At 47.2% G+C, this 22,606-nt stretch carries 24 protein-coding genes and 1 other annotated feature; of the genes, 17 read left to right on the top strand and 7 right to left on the bottom strand.

What is annotated here, in order from left to right; genetic code table 11:
- The first annotated feature begins 215 nt into the window (after positions 1 to 215).
- Genes artP through artM form a run of 4 tightly spaced genes read left to right on the top strand, consistent with a single transcriptional unit; the run spans position 216 to position 3,103 of the window.
- A complete protein-coding gene (gene artP / locus YWE_RS0105680) occupies positions 216 to 944 on the top strand; it encodes an arginine ABC transporter ATP-binding protein ArtP (RefSeq protein WP_029093648.1) in 729 nt (242 codons plus the stop codon).
- A gap of 46 nt (positions 945 to 990) precedes the next feature.
- Positions 991 to 1,722, top strand: coding sequence for an arginine ABC transporter substrate-binding protein (gene artJ, locus YWE_RS0105675; protein WP_029093647.1), 732 nt, complete (start codon positions 991 to 993; stop codon positions 1,720 to 1,722).
- Positions 1,723 to 1,733: 11 nt separating this feature from the next.
- Positions 1,734 to 2,438: an arginine ABC transporter permease ArtQ gene (gene artQ, locus YWE_RS0105670; protein WP_029093646.1), complete on the top strand. Its 705-nt coding sequence runs from the start codon at positions 1,734 to 1,736 to the stop codon at positions 2,436 to 2,438.
- Complete coding sequence (gene artM / locus YWE_RS0105665) at positions 2,438 to 3,103, top strand: arginine ABC transporter permease ArtM (RefSeq protein ID WP_029093645.1); 666 nt, start codon at positions 2,438 to 2,440, stop codon at positions 3,101 to 3,103. The genes artQ and artM overlap by 1 nt, the downstream gene beginning before the upstream one ends.
- Before the next feature lie 157 nt (positions 3,104 to 3,260).
- Here artM and YWE_RS0105660 read toward each other — a convergent pair whose 3' ends face one another.
- Positions 3,261 to 4,088 (bottom strand): SDR family oxidoreductase, encoded by an 828-nt coding sequence (locus YWE_RS0105660; protein WP_029093644.1) that lies wholly within the window; start codon positions 4,086 to 4,088, stop codon positions 3,261 to 3,263.
- A gap of 85 nt (positions 4,089 to 4,173) precedes the next feature.
- Positions 4,174 to 5,460 (bottom strand): DUF2207 family protein, encoded by a 1,287-nt coding sequence (locus YWE_RS0105655; protein WP_029093643.1) that lies wholly within the window; start codon positions 5,458 to 5,460, stop codon positions 4,174 to 4,176.
- A gap of 487 nt (positions 5,461 to 5,947) precedes the next feature.
- Between YWE_RS0105655 and hisL the strand changes: the two genes are divergently transcribed.
- The 9 genes from hisL (at position 5,948) to hisIE (ending at position 13,188) form a co-directional block, all read left to right on the top strand.
- Positions 5,948 to 5,995 (top strand): his operon leader peptide, encoded by a 48-nt coding sequence (hisL, locus tag YWE_RS30360; protein ID WP_114987577.1) that lies wholly within the window; start codon positions 5,948 to 5,950, stop codon positions 5,993 to 5,995.
- Positions 5,971 to 6,095 (top strand) — a sequence feature (His leader region). (Overlaps the previous gene by 25 nt.)
- A 46-nt stretch (positions 6,096 to 6,141) precedes the next feature.
- A complete protein-coding gene (gene hisG / locus YWE_RS0105650; RefSeq protein WP_029093642.1) occupies positions 6,142 to 7,041 on the top strand; it encodes an ATP phosphoribosyltransferase in 900 nt (299 codons plus the stop codon).
- Positions 7,042 to 7,046: 5 nt separating this feature from the next.
- The gene (gene hisD / locus YWE_RS0105645; RefSeq protein WP_029093641.1) at positions 7,047 to 8,342 is read left to right on the top strand and encodes a histidinol dehydrogenase; all 1,296 of its coding nucleotides are present in this window, start codon (positions 7,047 to 7,049) and stop codon (positions 8,340 to 8,342) included.
- An 8-nt stretch (positions 8,343 to 8,350) separates the two neighbouring features.
- Complete coding sequence (gene hisC, locus YWE_RS0105640; protein ID WP_029093640.1) at positions 8,351 to 9,406, top strand: histidinol-phosphate transaminase; 1,056 nt, start codon at positions 8,351 to 8,353, stop codon at positions 9,404 to 9,406.
- A gap of 14 nt (positions 9,407 to 9,420) precedes the next feature.
- On the top strand, positions 9,421 to 10,488 hold the full coding sequence (hisB, locus tag YWE_RS0105635) for a bifunctional histidinol-phosphatase/imidazoleglycerol-phosphate dehydratase HisB (protein WP_029093639.1): 1,068 nt from the start codon (positions 9,421 to 9,423) through the stop codon (positions 10,486 to 10,488).
- On the top strand, positions 10,489 to 11,076 hold the full coding sequence (hisH, locus tag YWE_RS0105630; RefSeq protein ID WP_029093638.1) for an imidazole glycerol phosphate synthase subunit HisH: 588 nt from the start codon (positions 10,489 to 10,491) through the stop codon (positions 11,074 to 11,076).
- 5 nt (positions 11,077 to 11,081) lie between these two features.
- Positions 11,082 to 11,819, top strand: coding sequence for a 1-(5-phosphoribosyl)-5-[(5-phosphoribosylamino)methylideneamino]imidazole-4-carboxamide isomerase (hisA, locus tag YWE_RS0105625; protein ID WP_029093637.1), 738 nt, complete (start codon positions 11,082 to 11,084; stop codon positions 11,817 to 11,819).
- Positions 11,801 to 12,577, top strand: coding sequence for an imidazole glycerol phosphate synthase subunit HisF (gene hisF / locus YWE_RS0105620; RefSeq protein ID WP_029093636.1), 777 nt, complete (start codon positions 11,801 to 11,803; stop codon positions 12,575 to 12,577). The genes hisA and hisF overlap by 19 nt, the downstream gene beginning before the upstream one ends.
- Positions 12,571 to 13,188, top strand: a complete 618-nt coding sequence (gene hisIE, locus YWE_RS0105615; RefSeq protein WP_029093635.1) for a bifunctional phosphoribosyl-AMP cyclohydrolase/phosphoribosyl-ATP diphosphatase HisIE — start codon at positions 12,571 to 12,573, stop codon at positions 13,186 to 13,188. Before hisF ends, hisIE begins: the two co-directional genes overlap by 7 nt.
- Positions 13,189 to 13,278: 90 nt before the next feature.
- On the opposite strand, the gene YWE_RS0105610 is transcribed toward hisIE, so the two are convergent.
- The 4 genes from YWE_RS0105610 to YWE_RS0105595 form a co-directional block, all read right to left on the bottom strand.
- On the bottom strand, positions 13,279 to 13,707 hold the full coding sequence (locus YWE_RS0105610) for a hypothetical protein (RefSeq protein ID WP_029093634.1): 429 nt from the start codon (positions 13,705 to 13,707) through the stop codon (positions 13,279 to 13,281).
- A gap of 78 nt (positions 13,708 to 13,785) precedes the next feature.
- Positions 13,786 to 14,013 carry a DUF7660 family protein gene (locus YWE_RS0105605; RefSeq protein ID WP_174768726.1) on the bottom strand — a complete coding sequence of 76 codons (228 nt, stop codon included), beginning with the start codon at positions 14,011 to 14,013 and terminating at the stop codon, positions 13,786 to 13,788.
- Positions 14,014 to 14,049: 36 nt separating this feature from the next.
- On the bottom strand, positions 14,050 to 14,577 hold the full coding sequence (locus YWE_RS0105600) for a GNAT family N-acetyltransferase (RefSeq protein WP_029093632.1): 528 nt from the start codon (positions 14,575 to 14,577) through the stop codon (positions 14,050 to 14,052).
- Between the two features lie 200 nt (positions 14,578 to 14,777).
- Positions 14,778 to 16,061 (bottom strand): TolC family outer membrane protein, encoded by a 1,284-nt coding sequence (locus YWE_RS0105595; protein WP_373875614.1) that lies wholly within the window; start codon positions 16,059 to 16,061, stop codon positions 14,778 to 14,780.
- A gap of 790 nt (positions 16,062 to 16,851) precedes the next feature.
- On the opposite strand from YWE_RS0105595, the gene fucO reads away from it, so the two are divergent.
- Positions 16,852 to 18,003 carry a lactaldehyde reductase gene (gene fucO / locus YWE_RS0105590; protein WP_029093630.1) on the top strand — a complete coding sequence of 384 codons (1,152 nt, stop codon included), beginning with the start codon at positions 16,852 to 16,854 and terminating at the stop codon, positions 18,001 to 18,003.
- 80 nt (positions 18,004 to 18,083) lie between these two features.
- On the opposite strand, the gene YWE_RS0105585 is transcribed toward fucO, so the two are convergent.
- On the bottom strand, positions 18,084 to 18,980 hold the full coding sequence (locus tag YWE_RS0105585; protein WP_029093629.1) for a LysR family transcriptional regulator: 897 nt from the start codon (positions 18,978 to 18,980) through the stop codon (positions 18,084 to 18,086).
- Between the two features lie 113 nt (positions 18,981 to 19,093).
- On the opposite strand from YWE_RS0105585, the gene YWE_RS0105580 reads away from it, so the two are divergent.
- The 3 genes from YWE_RS0105580 (at position 19,094) to fghA (ending at position 22,594) form a co-directional block, all read left to right on the top strand.
- Entirely contained in the window at positions 19,094 to 20,308 is a 1,215-nt protein-coding gene (locus tag YWE_RS0105580) for an MFS transporter (RefSeq protein ID WP_051323216.1), read from the top strand.
- Positions 20,309 to 20,423: 115 nt separating this feature from the next.
- Complete coding sequence (locus YWE_RS0105575; RefSeq protein ID WP_029093627.1) at positions 20,424 to 21,548, top strand: S-(hydroxymethyl)glutathione dehydrogenase/class III alcohol dehydrogenase; 1,125 nt, start codon at positions 20,424 to 20,426, stop codon at positions 21,546 to 21,548.
- 197 nt (positions 21,549 to 21,745) lie between these two features.
- Positions 21,746 to 22,594: an S-formylglutathione hydrolase gene (gene fghA, locus YWE_RS0105570; protein WP_036015207.1), complete on the top strand. Its 849-nt coding sequence runs from the start codon at positions 21,746 to 21,748 to the stop codon at positions 22,592 to 22,594.
- Positions 22,595 to 22,606 lie beyond the last annotated feature (12 nt).

Here is a 22,606-nt window from a genome sequence, read left to right as displayed (position 1 = left end):
TGATTCCCGTCATCTCGCCCCACACTTATACTACCCGTTTGCTGCCGATCGCTTAATGTGATTATATTTTCATCAAAGACATTCTACCTTAGCGGTTAAATTATGCTTTTTTAGTCGCTAAATGTGAGACAAACACAAAATTTATGCGGCTTTGATTGCATCCCCTTGCTGTCAACGTTACCATTACACCATTCATTACTATTCATTAATGGCGCATGAGTATTCATTTAAACGGCATAAACTGTTTCTACGGTTCCCATCAGGCACTTTTCGATATTAGCCTCGATTGCCCGGCCGGAGAAACCCTGGTATTACTCGGTCCAAGCGGCGCGGGTAAAAGTTCTCTGATCAGAGTATTAAACCTGCTGGAGATGCCCCGTTCGGGTCAGCTTACCATTGCGGGTAATAACTTTGATTTCAGCCATCCGCCAGCAGAAAATGCAATCCGCGAACTACGTCGTAATGTCGGCATGGTCTTTCAGCAATATAATCTGTGGCCGCATTTAACGGTTATGCAGAATCTGATCGAAGCCCCCTGCCGCGTTCTTGGATTATCTAAAGAAGCCGCGATAAACCGTGCAGAAAAGCTGCTTAATCGACTGCAACTGACAAAATTCAGCACCCGTTTCCCACTGCACCTCTCCGGCGGTCAGCAACAACGTGTCGCAATTGCCCGAGCGCTGATGATGGAACCTCAAATACTGTTATTTGATGAACCAACCGCTGCGCTGGATCCTGAAATTACGGCTCAGGTGGTGAATATTATTCGCGAGCTGTCCGACACCGGAATTACTCAGGTCATCGTGACTCACGAAGTTGAATTTGCTAAGAAAACAGCCAGCCGGGTTATCTATATGGAACAGGGTCGGATTGTTGAGCATGGCGATGCACAAGCATTTATCCATCCGCAAACCAAAGAGTTTGCAGGCTATCTATCACATTAATATCTGAATGATATTGAAATAATTTTATCTATCACTGGAGTTTGTCATGAAAAAACTACTGGTTGCTACTCTTCTTGCCAGCATCAGCCTTTCCGCTGCGGCCGCAGAGAAAATTCGTTTTGCTACAGAAGCGTCCTATCCTCCGTTTGAGTTTGTCGGTGCCGACAATACTATTCAGGGATTTGATATCGATCTGGCTAAAGCCTTATGTAAAGAGCTTCAGGCGGAATGTACTTTTACTAATCAGGGTTTTGACAGTCTGGTTCCCGGCCTGAAGTTCCGCCGGTTTGATGCCGTTATTGCCGCACTGGACGTTACTCCGGAGCGTTTAGAACAAGTGGCCTTTACCAAAACCTACTACGATAACTCGGCTCAGTTTATTGCTCTTAAAGATAAAATCGCTGATATCTCTGCGTTGAAAGGGCTAAAAGTAGGTATGCAGAACGGCACGACTCACCAGAAATATCTGATTGAAAAGCATGCTGAAATTAAGCCTGTCGCCTATGACAGCTATCAAAATGCCATGCTGGACCTGAAAAGCGGCCGTATTGATGCGGTATTCGGTGATACTGCCGTAGTGGCAGAATGGCTAAAAAACAATGCTGAACTGGCTACCGTGGGTGAAACCATCACTGATGATGCTTACTTCGGTACCGGCTTTGCCATTGCCGTTGGCCCTAAAAATACCGATCTGCGCGACAAACTGAATACTGCGTTAGATAAAATCAAACAAGACGGCACGTATAAAGTTGTCTACGACAAATGGTTCCAGAAGTAATCAGATAAGCGATGAATGAAATCCAACCTTTAGCAAGCGCCGCCGGGATGACCGTCGGCCTTGCCGTTTGTTCTCTGGTCATCGGCCTGATACTGGCAATGTTTTTTGCCGTATGGGAGTCGTCTCGCCTGAAGTTTGTCAGCTATATCGGCACCGGTATTGTGATGATTCTGCGCGGGTTACCGGAAATTCTGGTGGTACTGTTTATTTACTTCGGTGCCTCTCAGCTATTAATGACGCTGGCTGACGGCTTTTCAATTTTCGGTTTTACCCTTCAGTTAAATATCGAAAACTTCGACGTTAGCCCGTTCCTGTGCGGTGTGATTGCACTATCGCTGTTGTATGCCGCTTATGGTTCTCAAACTCTGCGAGGAGCACTGAAGGCCGTGCCGCACGGTCAAAGGGAATCCGGTCAGGCATTAGGGTTAAGCAAGTCAGCTATATTCTTCCGCTTGATCATGCCTCAGATGTGGCGACATGCTCTGCCGGGGCTGGGTAACCAATGGTTAGTTCTGTTAAAAGATACCGCGCTTGTTTCGTTAATCAGCGTTAATGACTTAATGCAGCAAACCAAAAGTATCGCCACCCGTACGCAAGAGCCCTTTACCTGGTTTATGATTGCTGCACTGATCTACTTGGCGATTACCCTGATAAGCCAGTACGTTTTAAAGGCAATAGAGCTGCGGACCACCCGCTTTGAACGGGGAGCGTCATAATGTTTCAATACTTACCCGACGTTCTTCAGGGGCTATATACCAGCCTGACATTAACCGTAACCTCACTGATTGTTGCTCTGGTACTGGCGCTGTTATTCACCGTGATTCTTACCTTAAAAACGCCGGTTATTAACTGGGTCGTTAAAGGCTATATCACTCTGTTTACCGGCACTCCGCTGCTGGTTCAAATTTTCCTGATTTATTACGGTCCGGGCCAGTTTGAGTTTATTAAATCTTTTCCCGTGCTGTGGCGTTTACTGTCTGAGCCATGGTTATGTGCCATGGTCGCGCTGGCGCTGAACAGTGCGGCTTACTCCACGCTGCTATTTCATGGTGCGGTGCGCGCTATTCCTGCCGGACAATGGCAGTCCTGTGAAGCATTAGGAATGTCAAAAGGCCAAACGTTACGCATTCTGCTGCCCTATGCTTTTAAGCGTTCGCTGTCATCTTATTCCAACGAAGTGGTTCTGGTATTTAAGAGTACCTCTCTGGCCTATACCATTACGCTGATGGAAGTTATGGGCTACAGCCAACTGATGTATGGCAGAACCTACGATGTTATGGTGTATGGCGCTGCCGGTATCATTTACCTCTGTGTGAATGGTCTGTTGACCCTGATGATGCGAGAAGTTGAGCGTAGAGCGTTGGCATTTGAACACCGGTAATGTTTTCTGCGATCAATAAAAAGGCGTGAAGATAATCTTCGCGCCTTTTTATTTTAGATTGCTGACAAGGTTATATCATTGGGTTTCAACATAGGCTTGGTGCGCAAAAACAATAGCAAAATATGGCTATTTTCCGGCGGCTAGAGGCTTAATCGTCTTACCGTACCGGCATACGTTCAGGATCCGGGAACTGATATTCAAAGCCCAGCTCGTGGCAGATTTTCTGCCCGTTTATAATCCGACCCAGCGATTGTCGGGTAGTCGGCGTATATGACGGTGCGTCTACACCTAGGGCTTTAGCCATAGCCGGATAAAAATCTCGCTTACGCGGATGCATCTGAGCGCATAGGTTATAGATATGCCCGCCCTGTGGCTGAGCCAGCAAAAGCTTAATCGCCGCAATCACGTCTTCCTGGTGCACCAGATTCACACCGCAGTTTCCTTCCGGTAACTCTTGCTTACCGGCCATAAACCGTCCCGGATGACGATCCGGACCAATCAGGCCTGCCGGGCGTAAAATATCAATGCTGACATGCGGCAAGTCATGTAACCAGTTTTCCAGCTCGACCAAAATCTTGCCGGATTGGCGTACCGCATTACGCGGCGACTCTTCTGTCATCTCCCCTTCAGCATCACCATACACCGAGGTTGAACTGATAAAGATAATACGCTGAACCTGTTTACCCAGCGCACTGTCCACCAGAATTTGCACTGACTGGCGATAAATTTCACCTTTCTCCGGCGTACGGCTGGCGGGTAGCGTAATGATAAGTACATCACACTGAATAAGCTGTTCCCAGTCATCAGCCTCACATTCCGGCTGTGGCGTCATCACTAACGGGTAAGCATCAATGCCCGACATGCGCGCGGCTTCAAGACCGTCCGGCGTCGTCTTACTCCCGACAACCTGATATCCTTTTCCCATCAGAGAAAGCGCTAACGGCATTCCTAACCAGCCCAAACCAATAATAGAAACTTTCTTCATTTGTATGACACCTATAGAAAACTCGACAAAGTCAGCGTTGCATTTTAGTAGTAATGATAAGCCAGATTGCTAATCATTGCCGGATTTACTCAGCGATTTGTGCCATCGCTTCTTTCATTATGGCCGGAGAAGCTTCTCTCACTTTCTGAGTCAATGACCTGAAACAAAAATCCCTTAATAGTGATTCTGTTGTACCAGGATACCAGCTAAAAATAGCCGGATAATATCCCCGCTGACGGCAAAATAACTCAAAGCGGCGGCACCATATACCGTCAAGATTGAACGCCAGTGCATAAGGTAAATAGCGTTCAAAAACATCATCACCGGCCAGAAACGGTGAATTATGTCGGTTATTGTTCTCGGGCGATTCATCAGATAAATAATGTCTGAAAGACGCTATCTGATGTTGATAATTAAGCATTGAAGGCGTCGGTCTTTTCAATAAAATAAAGGCCAGAACGTGTAATGGAGTAAGTAAATGGATAGCGATAATGCCGTCAAGACGCAGAGACCCTATGTCACTATCTATATAATCAAAGCTGAAAAATACAGCGCCAATCGCCATCAGCCAGACCATGATGACCAACACTATTGACTCATCTTTCGGTTTTTTAATTATGCCGGTCGTTAACTTATAGAGTGCCCAGCCGATCAATATAAAGACGCATCCCGAAATACAGGTAGTGACGCCATAGACAAGCAAACCCGAAAGCATTTTGGCAACATCCCCATTGCCCCAATAGCAGGCAATAACACTGATAATCATCGACTGAAACACCAACCCGGTCCAAATAACCCAGCTATCACGATGGTAAAGTGGCATCAAAAAGCCTTGATGCCACGAACTATTAAGATATTGAGATAGCTTGTCAAAGTGCTTTTGAATCTCGAAGTCATCAATCCATAAACAGCGACTCTTTTGCTGTTGAATTCTTTTGGCTAATAAATATTCATCATGTTTCAGGCTGTCTTGACAACGCCGGTCTGAATTTAGAATAACGCCACTGATGCCAATCTTATCTTCACCGCTGTTTAACAACTTAATTTCAAAGCGAATCACGCCTTTTATCGCAATGGAAAATAGCACCGCATCCAGTACCTGATAGCGATCTCTGTCTTGCAAAGTGCAGACTTCTGACAGCGTCAAATCACCAGGCGGAGTATCAGAAAAGGCCGTGGTACCGTAAAAGCCTTTCCCTTTACTTAGATAAAACCAGCTGAAAAAATAGCCGATTGCTAAAGTGAGTAAACCACCCACAGCCAAATTACTGACCGCATTTTCGCTTAACTGGCTGAATGGTGATAAAAAAGCATCAATGCACCCTACAATAAACAGCGGAGTGGCCAAAAAAAGGGCAAAGCGTTTTATCATCAAATTAGTCCATTAATTTATATCGTGCGTAGTCGGATAACTGATGTCGATTACGCGTAAACGCCCTTTTCTAAGGTTGTCAGTGTGAACATGGTTAGTATGAGTATATTGAGCTAAAAATACATCCTTACAGTCACTATTAACAATAAGATAATTGTTAAATAAGGATCAAGTTAAGCGCGATCATTCCTTTTTTAGCTGAAATATTCAATTACGGGTAAAGTCGTCAGCCCCGGTGAGAAGATATATTTATTGCCCCGGAATACAAAATTATCAGCAACATTACCTAAAAAGGCGGCGCTATCAGGTGGTTTATTTCTCCTTCTGATTGGCATTCAACACAGTAGATAACCCGGGATTTTCAGTTCCTTTTCTGATTATCACTAATATTTAAAAAAGTAGTTGCCATTCATCCTAACAATGGTTAGGTTATTGAACAGCAACATCGAAATGTCATTTTTAAAACACATTCAAGGCATAACAAATTATGAATAACGTTCTGTTTAACCACCATCATCACCATCACCCTGATTAGTCTTTGGGCGTTTGGTGCTGGAAGACGATCAACGAATCTTCCAGTGGCGACAGAAAGTTAAAGAGAGCCCTCGGAAGATTCCTTCCGAGGGCTTTTTTAATGCCCACGATTCAAGAAATAAATTAGAAAAATTTAAGAGGATTACCATGTTAGATAGAACTCGTTTACGGATAGCAATGCAGAAGTCAGGTCGTTTAAGTGATGAATCAAGGGAGCTGTTTGCCCGTTGCGGTATCAAAATTAATCTTCAGGAACAACGCCTTATTGCCTTTGCTGAAAATATGCCTATCGATATCTTACGGGTTCGTGATGACGATATTCCGGGTCTGGTAATGGATGGCGTGGTTGATTTAGGTATCATCGGCGAAAACGTATTAGAAGAAGAGTTACTCAGCCGTCGTGCTCAGGGAGAAGATCCTCGCTATATCACGCTGCGCCGCTTAGATTTCGGCGGATGTCGCTTATCCATTGCTATGCCATTAGATGCTGAATATCAAGGCCCTCAAAGCTTGCAAAACAGCCGTATTGCCACCTCTTATCCTCACTTATTAAAGCGCTACCTCGACGAGCAGAAAGTTCGCTTTAAATCCTGTTTGTTAAACGGGTCAGTTGAAGTTGCGCCGCGAGCCGGCCTGTCCGATGCCATCTGCGATTTAGTCTCTACCGGCGCAACCTTAGAAGCCAACGGCCTGCGCGAAGTCGACGTTATTTATCGCTCTAAGGCCACCCTGATTCAGCGCGACGGTGAAATGTCTGACGAAAAACAGCAGCTGATTAATAAAATGCTGACCCGTATGCAGGGTGTGATTCAGGCCAGAGAATCTAAATACATTATGCTGCACGCGCCAAGCGATCGTTTAGACGAGATCATTGCCCTACTGCCTGGCGCTGAACGCCCGACCCTGCTACCACTAGCCGGTGATAAAAATCGTGTCGCTATGCACATGGTAAGCAGCGAAACCTTGTTCTGGGAAACCATGGAACAGCTTAAAGCCTTAGGTGCCAGCTCAATTCTGGTGTTACCAATCGAAAAAATGATGGAGTAACGGCGATGCAACTGACCTATTGGGAAAAAAGCACTCAACAGCAGCAAAAGGCGCTGTTGTCACGCCCGGCCGTTAATGCGTCGGACCGAATCAGCACCGCAGTCAAAGAGATTATTGAACAGGTGAGATGCGACGGCGACAAAGCGCTGCTTGCATTAACGGCCAAGTTCGATAAAACGGAACTGAATGATATCCGCGTAAGCCAGCAGGATATTGACGCTGCCAGCGCCCGCTTAGGCGATGAAATTAAGCAGGCAATGGCGATTGCTGCCCGAAATATTGAGACGTTTCACAGCGCTCAGGCTATTGCGCCGGTCGATATCGAAACCCAACCCGGCGTGCGCTGCCAACAGGTCACTCGCCCAATCAGATCTGTCGGTCTCTATATTCCCGGAGGCACCGCGCCACTGCCTTCTACCGTATTAATGCTGGGAATTCCTTCCCGGTTAGCCGGATGTAGCCAAGTCGTGCTGTGCTCACCGCCGCCGATTGCGGACGAAATTTTATATGCGGCTAAGCTGTGCGGAATTAAAAACGTATTCCAGCTCGGCGGAGCGCAGGCCATTGCGGCCATGGCATTTGGTACCGACTCAGTGACTAAAGTCGATAAAATCTTCGGGCCGGGTAACGCCTACGTGACCGAAGCCAAACGCCAGGTCAGCCAGTCAATTGACGGTGCAGCCATTGATATGCCGGCAGGCCCGTCAGAAGTTCTGGTCATTGCCGACAGCGGTGCAACACCGGCCTTTATTGCCTCTGATCTGTTATCACAGGCAGAACACGGCCCCGATTCTCAGGTTATCTTACTGACGCCGGACGAAAATATTGCTCAAGCCGTTTCTGATGAGTTAGAAAAACAACTAGTGACACTGTCACGCTCAGCTATCGCCCGTCAGGCACTGGCTGAAAGCCGCCTGATCGTGACCAAAGATCTGGACCAATGCATCGAAATCAGTAACCAATACGGGCCTGAACACTTAATTATTCAAACTCGCCAACCAGAACAAATGGTTGACCGTATCACCAGCGCCGGTTCGGTGTTTTTAGGGGATTGGTCACCTGAATCTGCCGGTGATTACGCTTCAGGTACCAACCATGTGTTGCCGACATACGGATATACCGCCACCAGTTCCAGCTTAGGCTTGGCTGATTTCCAAAAGCGGATGACCGTTCAACAGCTAACGCCTCAGGGCTTTCTGGCTTTAGCGCCGACCATTGAGATACTGGCTCAGGCAGAACAACTGACTGCCCACAAACAGGCTGTCACCCTGCGGGTAGCCGCGCTGAATAACAAGGCTTAGGAGACGTTATGACTATTGAACAACTGGCCCGAAATAATGTGCGTCAACTAACGCCTTATCAGTCCGCCCGACGCATCGGCGGAAACGGCGATGTGTGGCTGAACGCCAATGAATATCCGGAAGCTACTGACTATCAACTGACTCAGCAAAACCTCAATCGTTATCCTGAATGCCAGCCGGTCAGCGTCATTCAACGATATGCCGCTTACGCCGGGGTTAAGCCGGAACAAGTGATTGTTAGCCGCGGTGCCGATGAAGGTATCGAACTGCTAATGCGCGCTTTTTGTGAGCCTGGCATTGATGCGGTACTTTACTGCCCGCCTACCTATGGAATGTACAGCGTCAGCGCTGAAACCCTGGGCGTTGAGCGCAGAACCATTGCCAGTAAATCTGACTGGCAGTTAGACCTTCCGGCAATTCAGGCGGCACTGGACGGCGTTAAGCTGGTTTATGTATGCAGCCCGAACAACCCTACCGGCAATCTGATTAATCCGGCAGATATCCGTGAACTTCTGGCTATGACCCAAAATCGTGCATTAGTGGTGGTCGACGAAGCCTATATTGAGTTTTGCCCTGAAGCCAGCGTGGTAAGCTGGTTAGCTGAGTTCCCGAACTTAGTGATTCTGCGCACGCTGTCTAAAGCCTTTGCACTGGCAGGCTTACGCTGCGGTTTCACGCTGGCCAGCGAAGAGATTATCGGCCTGCTGCTGAAAGTTATCGCCCCATATCCATTATCAACGCCGGTGGCTGATATTGCTGCCCAAGCCCTGAGCGAACAGGGTATTGCGACCATGCGTCAGCGGGTGACTGAGCTGAACGCACGCCGTGATAACCTGAAGAAAACCTTAGCTGAATGCCGCGCTGTGACTCAGGTATTTCCCAGTGAAACTAACTACCTGTTGTTCAGCCTGAATGATTCTGACAAAGCATTTAAGGCGCTATGGGAAAAGGGAATTATACTCAGAGATCAAAATAAACAGCCGGGTCTGAAAGGATGTCTGCGCATATCTATCGGAACTCAACGCGAATGTGACGCTGTCACAGATGCATTAAAAACCTACTAACATCAGGAGCCGCCATGAGCCAGAAATTCCTTTTTATTGACCGCGACGGTACCTTAATCGCCGAGCCGCCTGAAGATTATCAAGTCGACAGGCTGGATAAACTGGCCTTAGAACCTCAGGTTATCCCTGCCCTGTTAAAATTACAGGCGGCCGGTTTTGAGTTAGTGATGATTACCAATCAGGACGGTTTAGGCACCGCCAGCTTCCCGCAGGAAGACTTTGAGCCGCCACATAACCTAATGATGCAGATCCTTGAGTCTCAAGGTATTTGCTTTAAAGAAACGTTGATCTGTCCGCATTTACCGGCCGATAACTGTGATTGCCGTAAGCCAAAAACCAAATTGGTGATCGGTTATCTGAATAAAGACGTGATGGACTATGACCAGTCGTACGTTATCGGCGATCGTGAAACTGACCTGCAACTGGCCACCAATATGGGCATTCAGGGTATCCGCTATCAGCGTGATACCCTGGGATGGAGCCAGATTGTCGAGCAACTCACCAAGTTAGACCGCCATGCTCACGTTATTCGCACCACTAAAGAAACCTCTATCGACGTTGAAGTATGGCTGGATCGCGAAGGTGATAGCAAAATCCACACCGGGATCGGATTCTTCGACCATATGCTGGATCAGATTGCCACCCATGGCGGCTTCCGGATGAATATTAACGTTAAAGGCGATCTGTTTATTGACGATCACCACACCATTGAAGATACCGGTTTAGCCTTAGGCGAAGCGCTTAAAAAGGCGCTGGGCGATAAACGCGGCATCGGTCGCTTCGGTTTTGTCCTGCCAATGGATGAATGCTTAGCCCGTTGTGCGCTGGATATTTCAGGCCGCCCGTTCCTGGAATATAAGGCTGAATTTACCCACCAGCGCGTAGGTGACATGAGCACAGAGATGGTTGAACACTTCTTCCACTCCCTGTCTTACGCAATGGCTTGTACCCTGCACTTAAAAACTAAAGGTAAAAATGACCACCACAGGGTTGAAAGCCTGTTTAAAGTTTTTGGTCGTACCTTGCGTCAGGCCATTCGGGTTGAAGGCGATACCTTACCGAGCTCAAAAGGGGTGCTGTAAATGGACGTGGTTATTTTAGATACCGGCTGCGCCAACCTTGCGTCCGTCTCTTACGCCATTAAGCGCTTAGGATACAACGCCAAGATCAGCCGCGACTCAGAGGTTGTACTTCGTTCAGACAAGCTGTTCCTGCCGGGAGTAGGTTCTGCACCTGCTGCGATGAAACTGCTTAAAGAACGCGACCTGATAGAGTTAATCCGTGCCTGTACCCAGCCGGTGCTGGGAATTTGCCTTGGCATGCAGCTTATGGCTAAAAGCAGCGAAGAAGGCAATATCAATACTCTGGGCATCATTGATGCTCCGATTAAGCAGATACCGGATCACGGTTTACCATTACCGCATATGGGCTGGAATAAAGTGAATTATCAGGCAGGCCACCACCTGTTCCGTGGCATTGAAGAAGGTGCCTACTTTTACTTCGTACATGGATTTGCAATGCCCGTATGTTCAGCCACTATCGCGCACTCCACCTACGGCGAGGCCTTCACCGCCGCCGTACAGCAAGACAACTTCTTCGGCGTGCAGTTTCATCCAGAACGTTCTGGACAAGCCGGTTCTCAGCTGTTGAAAAACTTTCTGGAGATGTAACACCAATGATTATCCCCGCTTTAGATTTAATTAATGGCACGGTTGTTCGCCTCCATCAGGGCGATTACGGCCAGCAACGTGATTACGGCAATGACCCGCTGCCAAAGCTGCAACAATATCAGCAGCAAGGCGCTCAGGTATTGCATTTGGTCGATTTAACCGGGGCTAAAGACCCGGCAGCTCGCCAGCTTCCGCTGTTGCGTAAACTGTTGGCCGGCGTATCCGTTCCGGTTCAAATCGGTGGCGGGATCCGTACCGAGCAGGATGTAGCCGATTTAATCGAGGCCGGAGCCAGCCGCGTAGTGATAGGTTCTACCGCCGTTCGCCAGCCGGACATGGTTGAGAGTTGGTTCTCCCGCTTCGGGGCTGATGCACTGGTATTAGCGTTAGACGTGCGTATTGATGATAACGGAACCAAAAATGTCGCTATCAGCGGCTGGCAAGAGAACTCCAGCAGCACGCTGGAAGAGATTGTCGAACGCTATCAGTCCGTTGGTTTAAAACATGTGCTCTGTACCGATATTTCACGTGACGGCACGCTGGCCGGCTCTAACGTTGAGCTCTATTGTGAACTGACCCAGCGTTATCCTGACATTGCTTTTCAAGCCTCCGGCGGTATCGGCAGCCTTAATGACATCGCAGCGCTGCGCAACAGCGGCGTTCAGGGCGTTATTGTAGGCCGGGCATTACTGGACGGTAAATTTAACCTAGAGGAGGCTATTTCATGCTGGCAAAACGGATAATTCCTTGTTTAGACGTCCGCGACGGGCAAGTTGTCAAAGGCGTGCAGTTCCGCAATCATGAAATCATCGGCGATATCGTCCCGCTGGCCAAACGCTATGCCGAAGAAGGTGCCGATGAGCTGGTGTTCTATGATATCACCGCCTCATCCGATGGCCGGGTGGTAGACAAAAGCTGGGTGTCTAAAGTTGCAGAGGTGATTGATATCCCGTTCTGCGTAGCCGGTGGCATTAAGAGCATCGAAGATGCAGCTCAAATTCTGTCATTTGGCGCAGATAAAATCTCGATTAACTCCCCTGCATTGGCTAATCCATCGCTGATTACTCAGCTATCCGATCGCTTTGGCGTGCAGTGTATCGTCGTCGGTATTGATACCTGGTATAACGAAGAGCAAAATACCTATCAGGTTTATCAGTTTACCGGTGACGAAGCCCGCACTAAAGCAACCGCATGGAGCACGCTGGACTGGGTTCAGGAAGTTCAAAAACGCGGTGCCGGTGAAATTGTACTCAATATGATGAATCAGGATGGGGTACGTAACGGCTACGATTTAAAACAGCTCAAACAGATTCGTAAAGTGTGTAAGGTGCCGCTAATTGCCTCCGGCGGGGCCGGTACCATGGAACATTTTTTAGATGCGTTTAAAGTTGCCAACGTTGACGGTGCTCTCGCCGCTTCCGTGTTTCATAAGCAAATTATTAATATCGGCGAACTTAAACGTTATCTGGCCGATAATCAGGTGGAGATCAGAAAGTGTTAACACAAAAACAGCATGACCAACTGGACTGGGAAAAAACCGCAGGCATGATACCCGCAGTGGTTCAACACGCCGTTTCCGGTGAGGTTCTGATGCTGGGCTATATGAATCAGCAAGCCCTTGCCGAAACGGAAAAAACCGGCAAGGTCACCTTCTTTTCACGCACGAAGCAGCGTTTATGGACCAAGGGTGAGAGCTCAGGTAACTTTCTCAATGTGGTCAGCATTACGCCTGACTGCGATAATGACAGCCTGCTGGTTTTAGCTAACCCTATCGGACCAACCTGCCATACCGGCACCAGTAGCTGCTTTTCACCGACCACCAGTGACTGGACCTTTCTGTATCAGTTAGAAGAGCTGTTGGCCAGCCGTAAGAATGCCGATCCAGACACCTCTTACACCGCCAAGCTATATGCCAGTGGCACTAAACGCATCGCTCAAAAAGTGGGTGAAGAAGGTGTAGAAACGGCCCTTGCCGCCACCGTGAACGACCGTGAAGAGCTGACCAATGAAGCCTCCGATCTGATGTATCACCTGTTAGTGCTATTGCAAGATCAAGATTTAAACCTAAGCACGGTGATTAATCGCCTGCGGGAAAGGCATGCAAAGGCCTGAAGTGAATACATAGCTGCAGTTCCGGAGTCTGTTGGTTAAGACTCCGGTATTTTTCACCCTCATGACTCAAACTGACTCACTCAAACCTCGTCATTCAGCGGTATTTCTAATCGCATCCTGCAATAGCTGGTAAGCCTTAGCGGAAAAACGGCAGTCGTCTATCGAATCTGGAGTGACTAATCGGTAATAGAACACTTGATCAAACATCAGATTAATATCATACGGCTGAAAGTCAGTATCCTGTTCGAATTCAAATAAGGATGCTTTGCCATCCAATTTAACTTTTTTAGCTTCAACACCGAAGCACCCTTCGCCATTTATAGCCGTGTTATATCCGTTATCCATATGGTCTTTCAGCATGGCTGCATTTGTATAAAAAAGTAACGAGCACTCAAGGTTATATTCATGATAATCAAACTGATAACCCATTTTCATCGCCTGAGTTTTCAATGTGTTAAAAACGGCTGATATCTGTTTGTTGCTATAAAAATAGTACAGGGTACCGGTCCATTCACTCATCTGTTTTCCAATTAATATCCTGAATAAGCCCACGGACAGAACCTCAGCAAAATAGCTGAGTTGGCACCACTGGCTCAGTTACTCGTAAACGGCGGCGGCAGATAAGATATCGGCAAAAACGCTCCAGTTAAGGTTATCAGGTATATCTTTACCGGTATTCTTATAATACCCGTCCATATCTTCGATCCATGCGGCCATCGCCTCTAAATAGAGCGGCAACGTATTATTTTCTAATTCTTGCGGGTTATTACGCGCCTGTAGTGCTAACGACGTGATTAAGGTTATCAGCTCATCTTTAGTGTTCACTCTGGGTAATCCCTCTGTTATATCGATAAGCCAGGCTCACTTGACCATCACCACATCAACCAGGTCCTGACAAAAACGCTGATGTTCAGCCTCAGTCAGTTCTCTGCCGCTGGAAAGCACCCGCAGGCTATGACCATTAAACTTAGGTTGATAAGGCGGATGAACGTGGGTAAACCGATTTTCTACAAAGCCCAGCGCCAGATAGAAACGTAATCTTTTACGTGAGATTTCATCGATAACCGGGTCGATCTCCAACACCACAATTTTATCCGTTTGCTCAATTAACTCTCTGAGCAGAAGCGTGCCATAGCCCTGTCCCCTGACGTTATCGCTAATGGCGTAATGCTCGATGTAAATATACTCAGCAAACGCCCAGTAAACAACAAACCCGATAAACTGCCCGTCCTCTTGCTGATAGCAGTTTATAAAGCAGTTTTCTGCCGTCAGCGCTTTAGCATGATGAGTAAAGGTACGTTGTTCGTACTCAGGAAAAGAGATGCGGTAAAGCCGCTCAAATGCAGGGAATAGTTGATCGTCCGTTGTGCGTAAGCGAATCACGTTCATGGTCGGTTATTAGCTCTTCAGAGTAATGGTAACAGTCAAATAAATCAGTCTGTAACCATACACAATTCAGATAATGATGCAATAATTCGCGCTAATAAACCGTTAAGAATAGGGGTTGAAGCACCGGCGCATTCAACCGCAAGACAGCTTAACCCGCCGCATTTTATTTAATCTATATAAATCAGTCATGAAGTAAATAACTATAAGTTTGGTAAGTCATCCTGATGCTTTCTAACGATATCTAACAGAGGTAGCAAATTATCGACAGCGGCCGCATAGCTCACCGATGAGTTCCATCCGTCAAAATCAGCCGAAAGCTGCGCTACTGCCGCCTGGTGAACATCCTGTTCGACGGTGAGTAGATCATTGAGGCTACGCTTGCTGAGTTTATATTCATTTTTATAAACATCCCGGGCAGTTACCGCACTGGTAAATTGCTGCTGACCGGCCTCTTCTCTTTCTCTGGCACCATTCCAGTTAGCAAACGCCGTTGCTGCACGCTGGTTAATATCCATCTTAGCCTGATTAACCTGTGATTCAGCGGCCCGTCTGGCGCCTTCCGCCTGCTTAATTCTGGCCGATGTTGCACCGCCCTGATAAATAGGTGCCTCAACTGACAGCTGCATCTGATCGTTCCAATATGCGTGATTGTCAGTCTCATAGCGAGTGCGCCCGGCCTGAAGGCTTAGCGTTGGCCAGTATTGAGACTGAGCATTTTTTACACCATAACTGGCCGCATTTTGCTGCGACTGAGCGGACTGGACCTGTGGATTATTCTGATAGTTAATATCATTTAGGCTAATAGGTTGCTCTAATAATTGCTCGGGGAAGTCGGGTAATATATCGGCGCGAATACCGGTTAATACCGCCAGTTGTGACTTTGCCGTTTCCAGCTCGGCTTTATACTGTTCTAACGTCGCTCGCATTGCCGCTATCCGACTCTCAGCCTGTAATACATCGGAACTTGAGCTCAGACCGGCATCGGCACGTAAAGCAGCCATGCTTTTTACATTATCCAGAGAGCGAATATTTGTCTCTACTGCGCTGCACAGCGCCTGATAACGTTTAACCTGTAAATAGGCCAACGTGGTTTTTTCTCCGACCTCGGTCATTACGTTCAATAAATTGTAGTGATAAGAGGCCGACAGAGTCTGTTGCTGCTTGATATTATTATTGGTTTTACCGAAGTCATAGACTAACTGAGACAGCGTGATACCGTACGAGGCAGAGTTTCTAAGCGTTCCATTGGAGTCAGTTTGCTTGGACTGGCCTGCCGCTCCGTTTAAGCCAACCTGTGGCAGCCAGGCACTTTTTGCCTCATCGATTTGCGCCTTTCCAATACCGGCCTGAGCGGCCGCCTGCTCTATCGCAGGGCTCCTCCCGAACGAACGCAATATAGCCTCTCTTAATGGCAGCGAATTTACCTGTTCAACCTTGGGTGATTCAGCCCACTTCGGCAATGGCGCAGCCGAGAGGCTAGCCATGCTATCGATCGCAAACAAAGAAATAGCTAAGGCTAAGCGTACCGCAGCCTTTTGATAACCAATATAACTTTGGTCAGTTGGACAATTTCGCTGAAAACAAACCGGTAAAGCAAAAGACTTACCAAACATAATAATCACAATTCCCTTTGATTATAAAACAACAAGATATAAAGAGTTGGTTAAAACCATTAAACGAACAACCAAACACGTTGCCCATCGAATTCAATCAATGAACAATGAAGACATAAAAATCATTAGATGCAGATTCTACTTACCCTTGCGGGCAAAAACAATAACGATTTATAGATTAGAGATAATGCTTATAAATATTAATAAAACAATACACAACAATACAAAAAAATGACTCTTTATAGTTAAATAAATATGTTTTATTAAAAGTTAACAATAGAAAATGGTTAAATATAATAATTATTAGCCATATCAATAATAAAAAACACCTTAAATAATAGTGTTAAATAAATGGACATACATAAAAGTATTTAATTTAGCTCAATGATAGGCTCATAGCGCTTCCATGTTGATAGTTACACCAATATAACTTCTGGATAATATTGCTATTTTTTCTAACCGGCTGTAATTTTTTGTTCTCCGCCAAGCGATTTCCTAATCTAAATCAAACAACAATCAGATAATCGATTTCCCCTGTTTCCCTATCAGGTTAAGTGCGCTAAAACTGAACTAATTTAATAATTATCCGGCTTTAGTGGTCTGTGCCGTTATAACGATTTCCTTATTTTTCAATATCCCAAAACTAATGGAGCTTATAAAGATGGCAAATAGAATGATTCTGAACGAAACCTCTTACTTCGGTCCGGGCGCCATCGCCCATATCGTTGAAGAAGTTCAGAAACGCGGCTTTACCAAGGCATTATTAGTCACCGATAAAGATCTGATCAAATTTGGCGTAGCCACTAAAGTCAGTCAGTTATTGGATCAGGCTAAACTCCCTTACGAAATCTTTGATGAGGTTGTTCCAAATCCGACTATCGCCGTGGTTCAGAAAGGCGTTGAAAAATTTAAGGCGTCTGGCGCTGATTATCTGATTGCCGTCGGCGGCGGTTCTCCGCAAGATACCTGTAAAGCTATTGGCATCATTATCAATAATCCGGAATATGCGGATGTCAGAAGTCTGGAAGGCGTTGCTCCAACTAAAAAAGCCAGCGTGCCGATGATTGCTATTCCAACCACTGCGGGTACCGCGGCAGAGGTGACGATTAACTACGTTATTACTGACGAAGAGAACCGTCGTAAATTCGTTTGCGTTGATCCGCACGATATTCCGGTGATCGCAATTATCGACTCCGAAATGATGTCCAGCATGCCGGCCTCATTAAAAGCGGCAACCGGCATTGACGCACTGACTCATGCTATCGAAGGTCTGACGACCAAAGGTGCATGGGAACTGACCGATATGATGCATCTGAAAGCCATCGAAATTATCGCCCGTTCACTGCGCTCTTCAGTAAAAGGAGAAGCGGCCGGCGTAGAAGATATGGCTCTGGGTCAGTATATTGCCGGTATGGGTTTCTCTAACGTCGGTCTGGGATTAGTACACGGAATGGCTCACCCGCTGGGAGCCTTCTATAACACGCCGCACGGCGTCGCTAACGCAATCCTGTTACCACATATTATGGCCTACAACGCTGACTATACCGCTGAGAAGTTCCGGGATATCGCCATTGCCATGAACGTAGCAAATGCTGCGACCATGCCACTGGCCGAAGTACGGGAAGCGGCAATTAACGCGGTTAAGCAGCTAAGTAAAGATGTCGGTATTCCGGCCAAGCTACGCGAAGTTGGCATGAAAGAGAGCGATATTGACGCTCTGGCTGAAGCTGCATTTGCCGATGTATGTACCGGTGGTAACCCTCGGGATACCAATGTAGAAGAAATTAAGCAGCTCTACCGTTCGATCTATTAATCGCATTACGCGGTCAATAACGGCGTCGGTAATTTTCGACGCCGTTTTTTATGCCATCCGATAACCAATTAAACTGAAAATCAACCCAGTTCCGCCAACCTTTTTTGAACCAGTTCAAGAAACAGGCGCACTCTGGCCGGTACATATTGGCGGCTAGGATAAAGTGCTAACAGTTCCAGCGGTGCAGGCACCATTTCAAACTCAACCTTAACCAATCGGCCGGATTCAATATCATCCCGACAGCCACTCTCAGCTAAAATAGTCAAGCCAATACCCCGTAGCGCCGCCGTTCGAGCCAGTTCCCCGCTGTTTACCTTATACCTGCTGCTTACCGCGACTTTATGCAGGCTGCCCGATTTATCAATAAACTGCCACGGCTGCCCTTTTAGCACACTTAAGGTCGTCACGCAGGGCAACTGCTTAAGCTGCCGGGTCAGCTTAGGAATTCCGATTTGTTTCAGTAACTCGGGTGAGGCAACGACTACGCTGGTCATTGACGCTATTTTTCGGGCGATCAGTGAGCTGTTATCTAGCAGGCCGCGGTTAAATACAATCGCTAAATCAATATCATCTCGCAAGATCTCACTGCCTGGTAATCCGGTATTACACTGAATCTCAACCTGCGGATGGCTTTGGGCAAAATCTGCCAGGATAGGCCCCAGAACGCCCGGTCCGAACTCTCCCGGAAGACAGAGTTTTAAGGTACCACTTAACACAGCCTGCTGTGAGGTCAGGGTGAGTTCGGCTAATTCAAGGGATTCTAATAGCGGTTTGGCATGCTGATAGAGCAGTTTACCGGCCTCGGTAATTCGCATATTTCTCGTGCTGCGCTCCAGTAAACGACAATTGAGCTGTTTTTCTAATTGTGAAATATAACGACTCACGTTCGAAGTTGGCAGCGAAAGCATGGTTGCCGCGCCGACAAAACTCCCCCGGTCGACCACCGCGACAAAAACATGTACCAGATTCAGATCCATACCACCCGTCCATTATCCCGAATAAAGTCACAATCAATCTCACTTTATCACTCTAATCCTATAATCAGCCATCGAATAAGATAACTATTCAACCTATGACATGGAGTATTTTTTTGAATCGTTACCAACACATTAAATCTAATATCTTTATCTCAGCGGCTATTATCGCCCTGCTGCAGTTCACGCATGCACTTGAATACATGATGGTCGGGCCGCTGTTTAAATATATTTCTGACGATCTCGGGTTACCCATCGGTGCCGCAGGCTATGTCACCGGTGCGTATACTGCGGCATCGGTCGTTTCTGGCATTGTTTCATTTTTATTTATTGACCGGCTGGATAAGAAAAGAACGCTGACGATTAATCTTGCCCTGTTGGCAATCATCACCGCCATTACGCCGTTTTCACCCGGTCTTAGTACTTTGTTAATATTACGCATACTGGCCGGACTGGTGGGCGGCATCACCTTAGGCATTGGTCTTGCGCTATTACTTAATCGGGCACCGCCGGAGATCCGTGGTCGAATTATCGCTATCGTGGTGGGCGCATTTTCAGCGGTGAGCCTTCTGGGGCTCCCCTTATCACTTTATCTGGCAGAACATCTAAGCTGGCACGCTCCGTTCTGGCTGATTGCCGCCATTTGTGTTATTTGCCTGCCTCTGGTCAGCTATTGTTTACCTGAAGAAACGGCAGAGAAAATCACTCGGCCGGCAGCTCAAAGCCTAAGCATGTCACCTGCCGTATTACTGGCTTCTGTCGCTAATGCCGTCTCTAACTTTGCCCCTTTTGTGATTATTCCGATTCTGGTTCCGATATTAATTAATCTGACTCAAATCCCTTCTGACCAGATTCCATTGGCATTTTTTGTCGGCGGTCTTAGTAGCTATATCGGAACCCATCTGGCTGGAAGACTCGCCGATAAGTGGGGAGCGTTATGGACAGGGAGCGCAGCCAGCCTGCTTTATTGCCTAACGCTGGTGTTATTAGCGCTGAATATGATTAACGGTTACTGGTTTATGATTCTGTTTATGTTTTCAACCTATATGCGCATTGTTTCATCATCGGTGATGTCGTCTTATTTTCCCGATAATGCCCATCGGGCAGGGTTTAATCTACTGCAAACCGCACAGACAAATCTGGCAGCAACCGTTGCGTTTTTTATTCCTGCTGCTTTACTCGGCAATAACGATGTGAGTTCTGCCAGTATCAGCACCATTTTGCATCTGGCGATAATCGCCGGGGCATTGCTGCCACTTTACCTTTGGATTCTGAGCCGGATATTAAAACGGCGAGCGATATCTCAGGTGGCTAAAATCACATCGCCATAAAACCTTCGCCCTCGCTATTCAGGCGATCATTTTCTTCAAATATCAGCCTAAACGGTTACACTAAGGGATAAGTTTTTACATTCCTCCATTATTCCGTCATAAAAGGAAGCTTACTATGCAGATGATCAAAACTCGCGCCGCCGTTGCATGGGGCCCGAACCAGCCTCTGGTGATTGAAGAGCTGGACCTGATGCCGCCGCAGAAAGGCGAAGTGCTGGTCAGAATTGTCGCTACCGGTGTTTGTCATACTGATGCCTATACGCTTTCGGGCAAAGATCCTGAGGGCGTATTCCCTGCGGTACTCGGTCATGAAGGTGGCGGTATCGTCGAAGCTATTGGCGAAGGCGTGACCAGCGTTCAAGTTGGTGACCATGTGATTCCGCTATATACCCCGGAGTGTGGTGAATGTAAGTTCTGTAAATCAGGTAAAACCAATCTGTGTCAGGCTATTCGAACCACTCAGGGCAAAGGGCTGATGCCAGACGGCACAACCCGTTTCTATAAAGACGGTAAGCCTATTTTCCACTATATGGGAACCTCAACCTTCTCCGAGTACACCGTATTACCGGAAATCTCGCTGGCTAAAATCAGCAAACAAGCCCCGTTGGAAGAAGTCTGCCTGTTAGGCTGTGGTGTGACCACCGGAATGGGTGCGGTAATGAATACCGCTAAAGTTAAAGCCGGTGATAGCGTGGCTATTTTTGGTCTTGGCGGTATCGGGCTTTCAGCCATTATTGGCGCTAAAATGGCCGGTGCAGGCCGAATTATCGGGATAGATATTAACACCAGTAAGTTTGAACTGGCCCGTAAGCTGGGGGCAACCGACCTGATTAATCCTAAAGATTACGATAAGCCTATTCAGGATGTGATCGTTGAACTGACTGACGGCGGCGTAGACTTCTCCTTTGAATGTATCGGCAATGTTAATGTGATGCGTTCAGCGCTGGAATGCTGCCATAAAGGCTGGGGTGAATCGGTTATTATCGGCGTCGCCGGTGCCGGAGAAGAGATCTCAACGCGTCCATTCCAACTGGTCACCGGCCGAGTATGGCGTGGTTCGGCCTTTGGTGGTGTTAAAGGGCGTTCTGAGTTACCGGGTATTGTTCAGCGTTATCTGGATGGTGAATTTAAGCTGGATGACTTTATCACTCATACTATGGGCCTGGATGAGATCAACCATGCCTTCGATCTGATGCATGAAGGTAAATCAATCCGCAGCGTTATTCACTTTAACCGCTAATCGATGAGTTAAATAAAATAGGCCGGAAGGCTTCAGGTTCGGCCTATTTTACTGAAAACGGATTATCTGTCAGTTTACCCACCAAGAACGCGGTGGAATTCACTATTTCTGGCGACCAATATGATATTTTAAATGCCGGGAGTCACTCCCCTCTAACGGCACGGCTCTCTTTAAGACTACCAAGGAATTCGCTATTTATGTCTAAACCTGAAAATCTGACCTTAACTGAAGAACACCGGTTATTTGGCGGCAGGCAGCAACGCTATAGCCATTATTCTGCTTCGCTAAAATGCGATATGACCTTAAGTATTTATTTACCCCCGCAGGCTGAAGATAATACACCGCTGCCATTAGTCTATTGGTTATCCGGCCTGACCTGTAGCGATGAGAATTTCACCACTAAAGCCGGAGCACAGCGGATCGCTGCCGAACTGGGGCTAATATTAGTCATTCCGGATACCAGCCCTCGCGGAGAGCATGTGGCTAACGATCCGGCCTACGACTTAGGTCAGGGGGCAGGATTTTATCTCAATGCCACTCAGGCCCCTTGGGCAGAACATTTTAAAATGGATGACTATATTAGTCAGGAATTACCCGTGCTGCTGGCGGCTAATTTTAATCTGAGCGGCAAACAATCTATCTGTGGGCATTCAATGGGCGGACATGGTGCATTAACCCTAGCCCTGCGCAACCCACAGCGCTTTAGCTCAGTATCCGCCTTTGCACCTATTGTGAATCCGTCACAGGTTCCCTGGGGAATAAAAGCCTTTAGCCATTATTTAGGCGATGATAAAACATGCTGGCAACAGTACGACAGCTGCTATTTACTCAGCCAGAGCACCCATCAGTTACCGATATTAATCGATCAGGGTGGCGCAGATTCATTCCTGCCTGAACAGCTACAGCCGGAGGCTTTTTGTCAGGCCGCTCAGGCTCGCAACTGGCCGGTAAAGGTCAGGATTCAACCGGGCTATGACCATAGCTACTATTTTATAGCCAGCTTTATTGAAGACCACCTCAGGTTTCATGCCAAACATCTTGGCTAGAGTTTGACGGAT

The sequence above is a fragment of the Budvicia aquatica DSM 5075 = ATCC 35567 genome, assembly GCF_000427805.1.
GTDB lineage: Bacteria > Pseudomonadota > Gammaproteobacteria > Enterobacterales > Enterobacteriaceae > Budvicia > Budvicia aquatica.
Note: the sequence above shows the minus strand (reverse complement) of the source record. Positions and strands in the feature narration are given on the sequence as shown.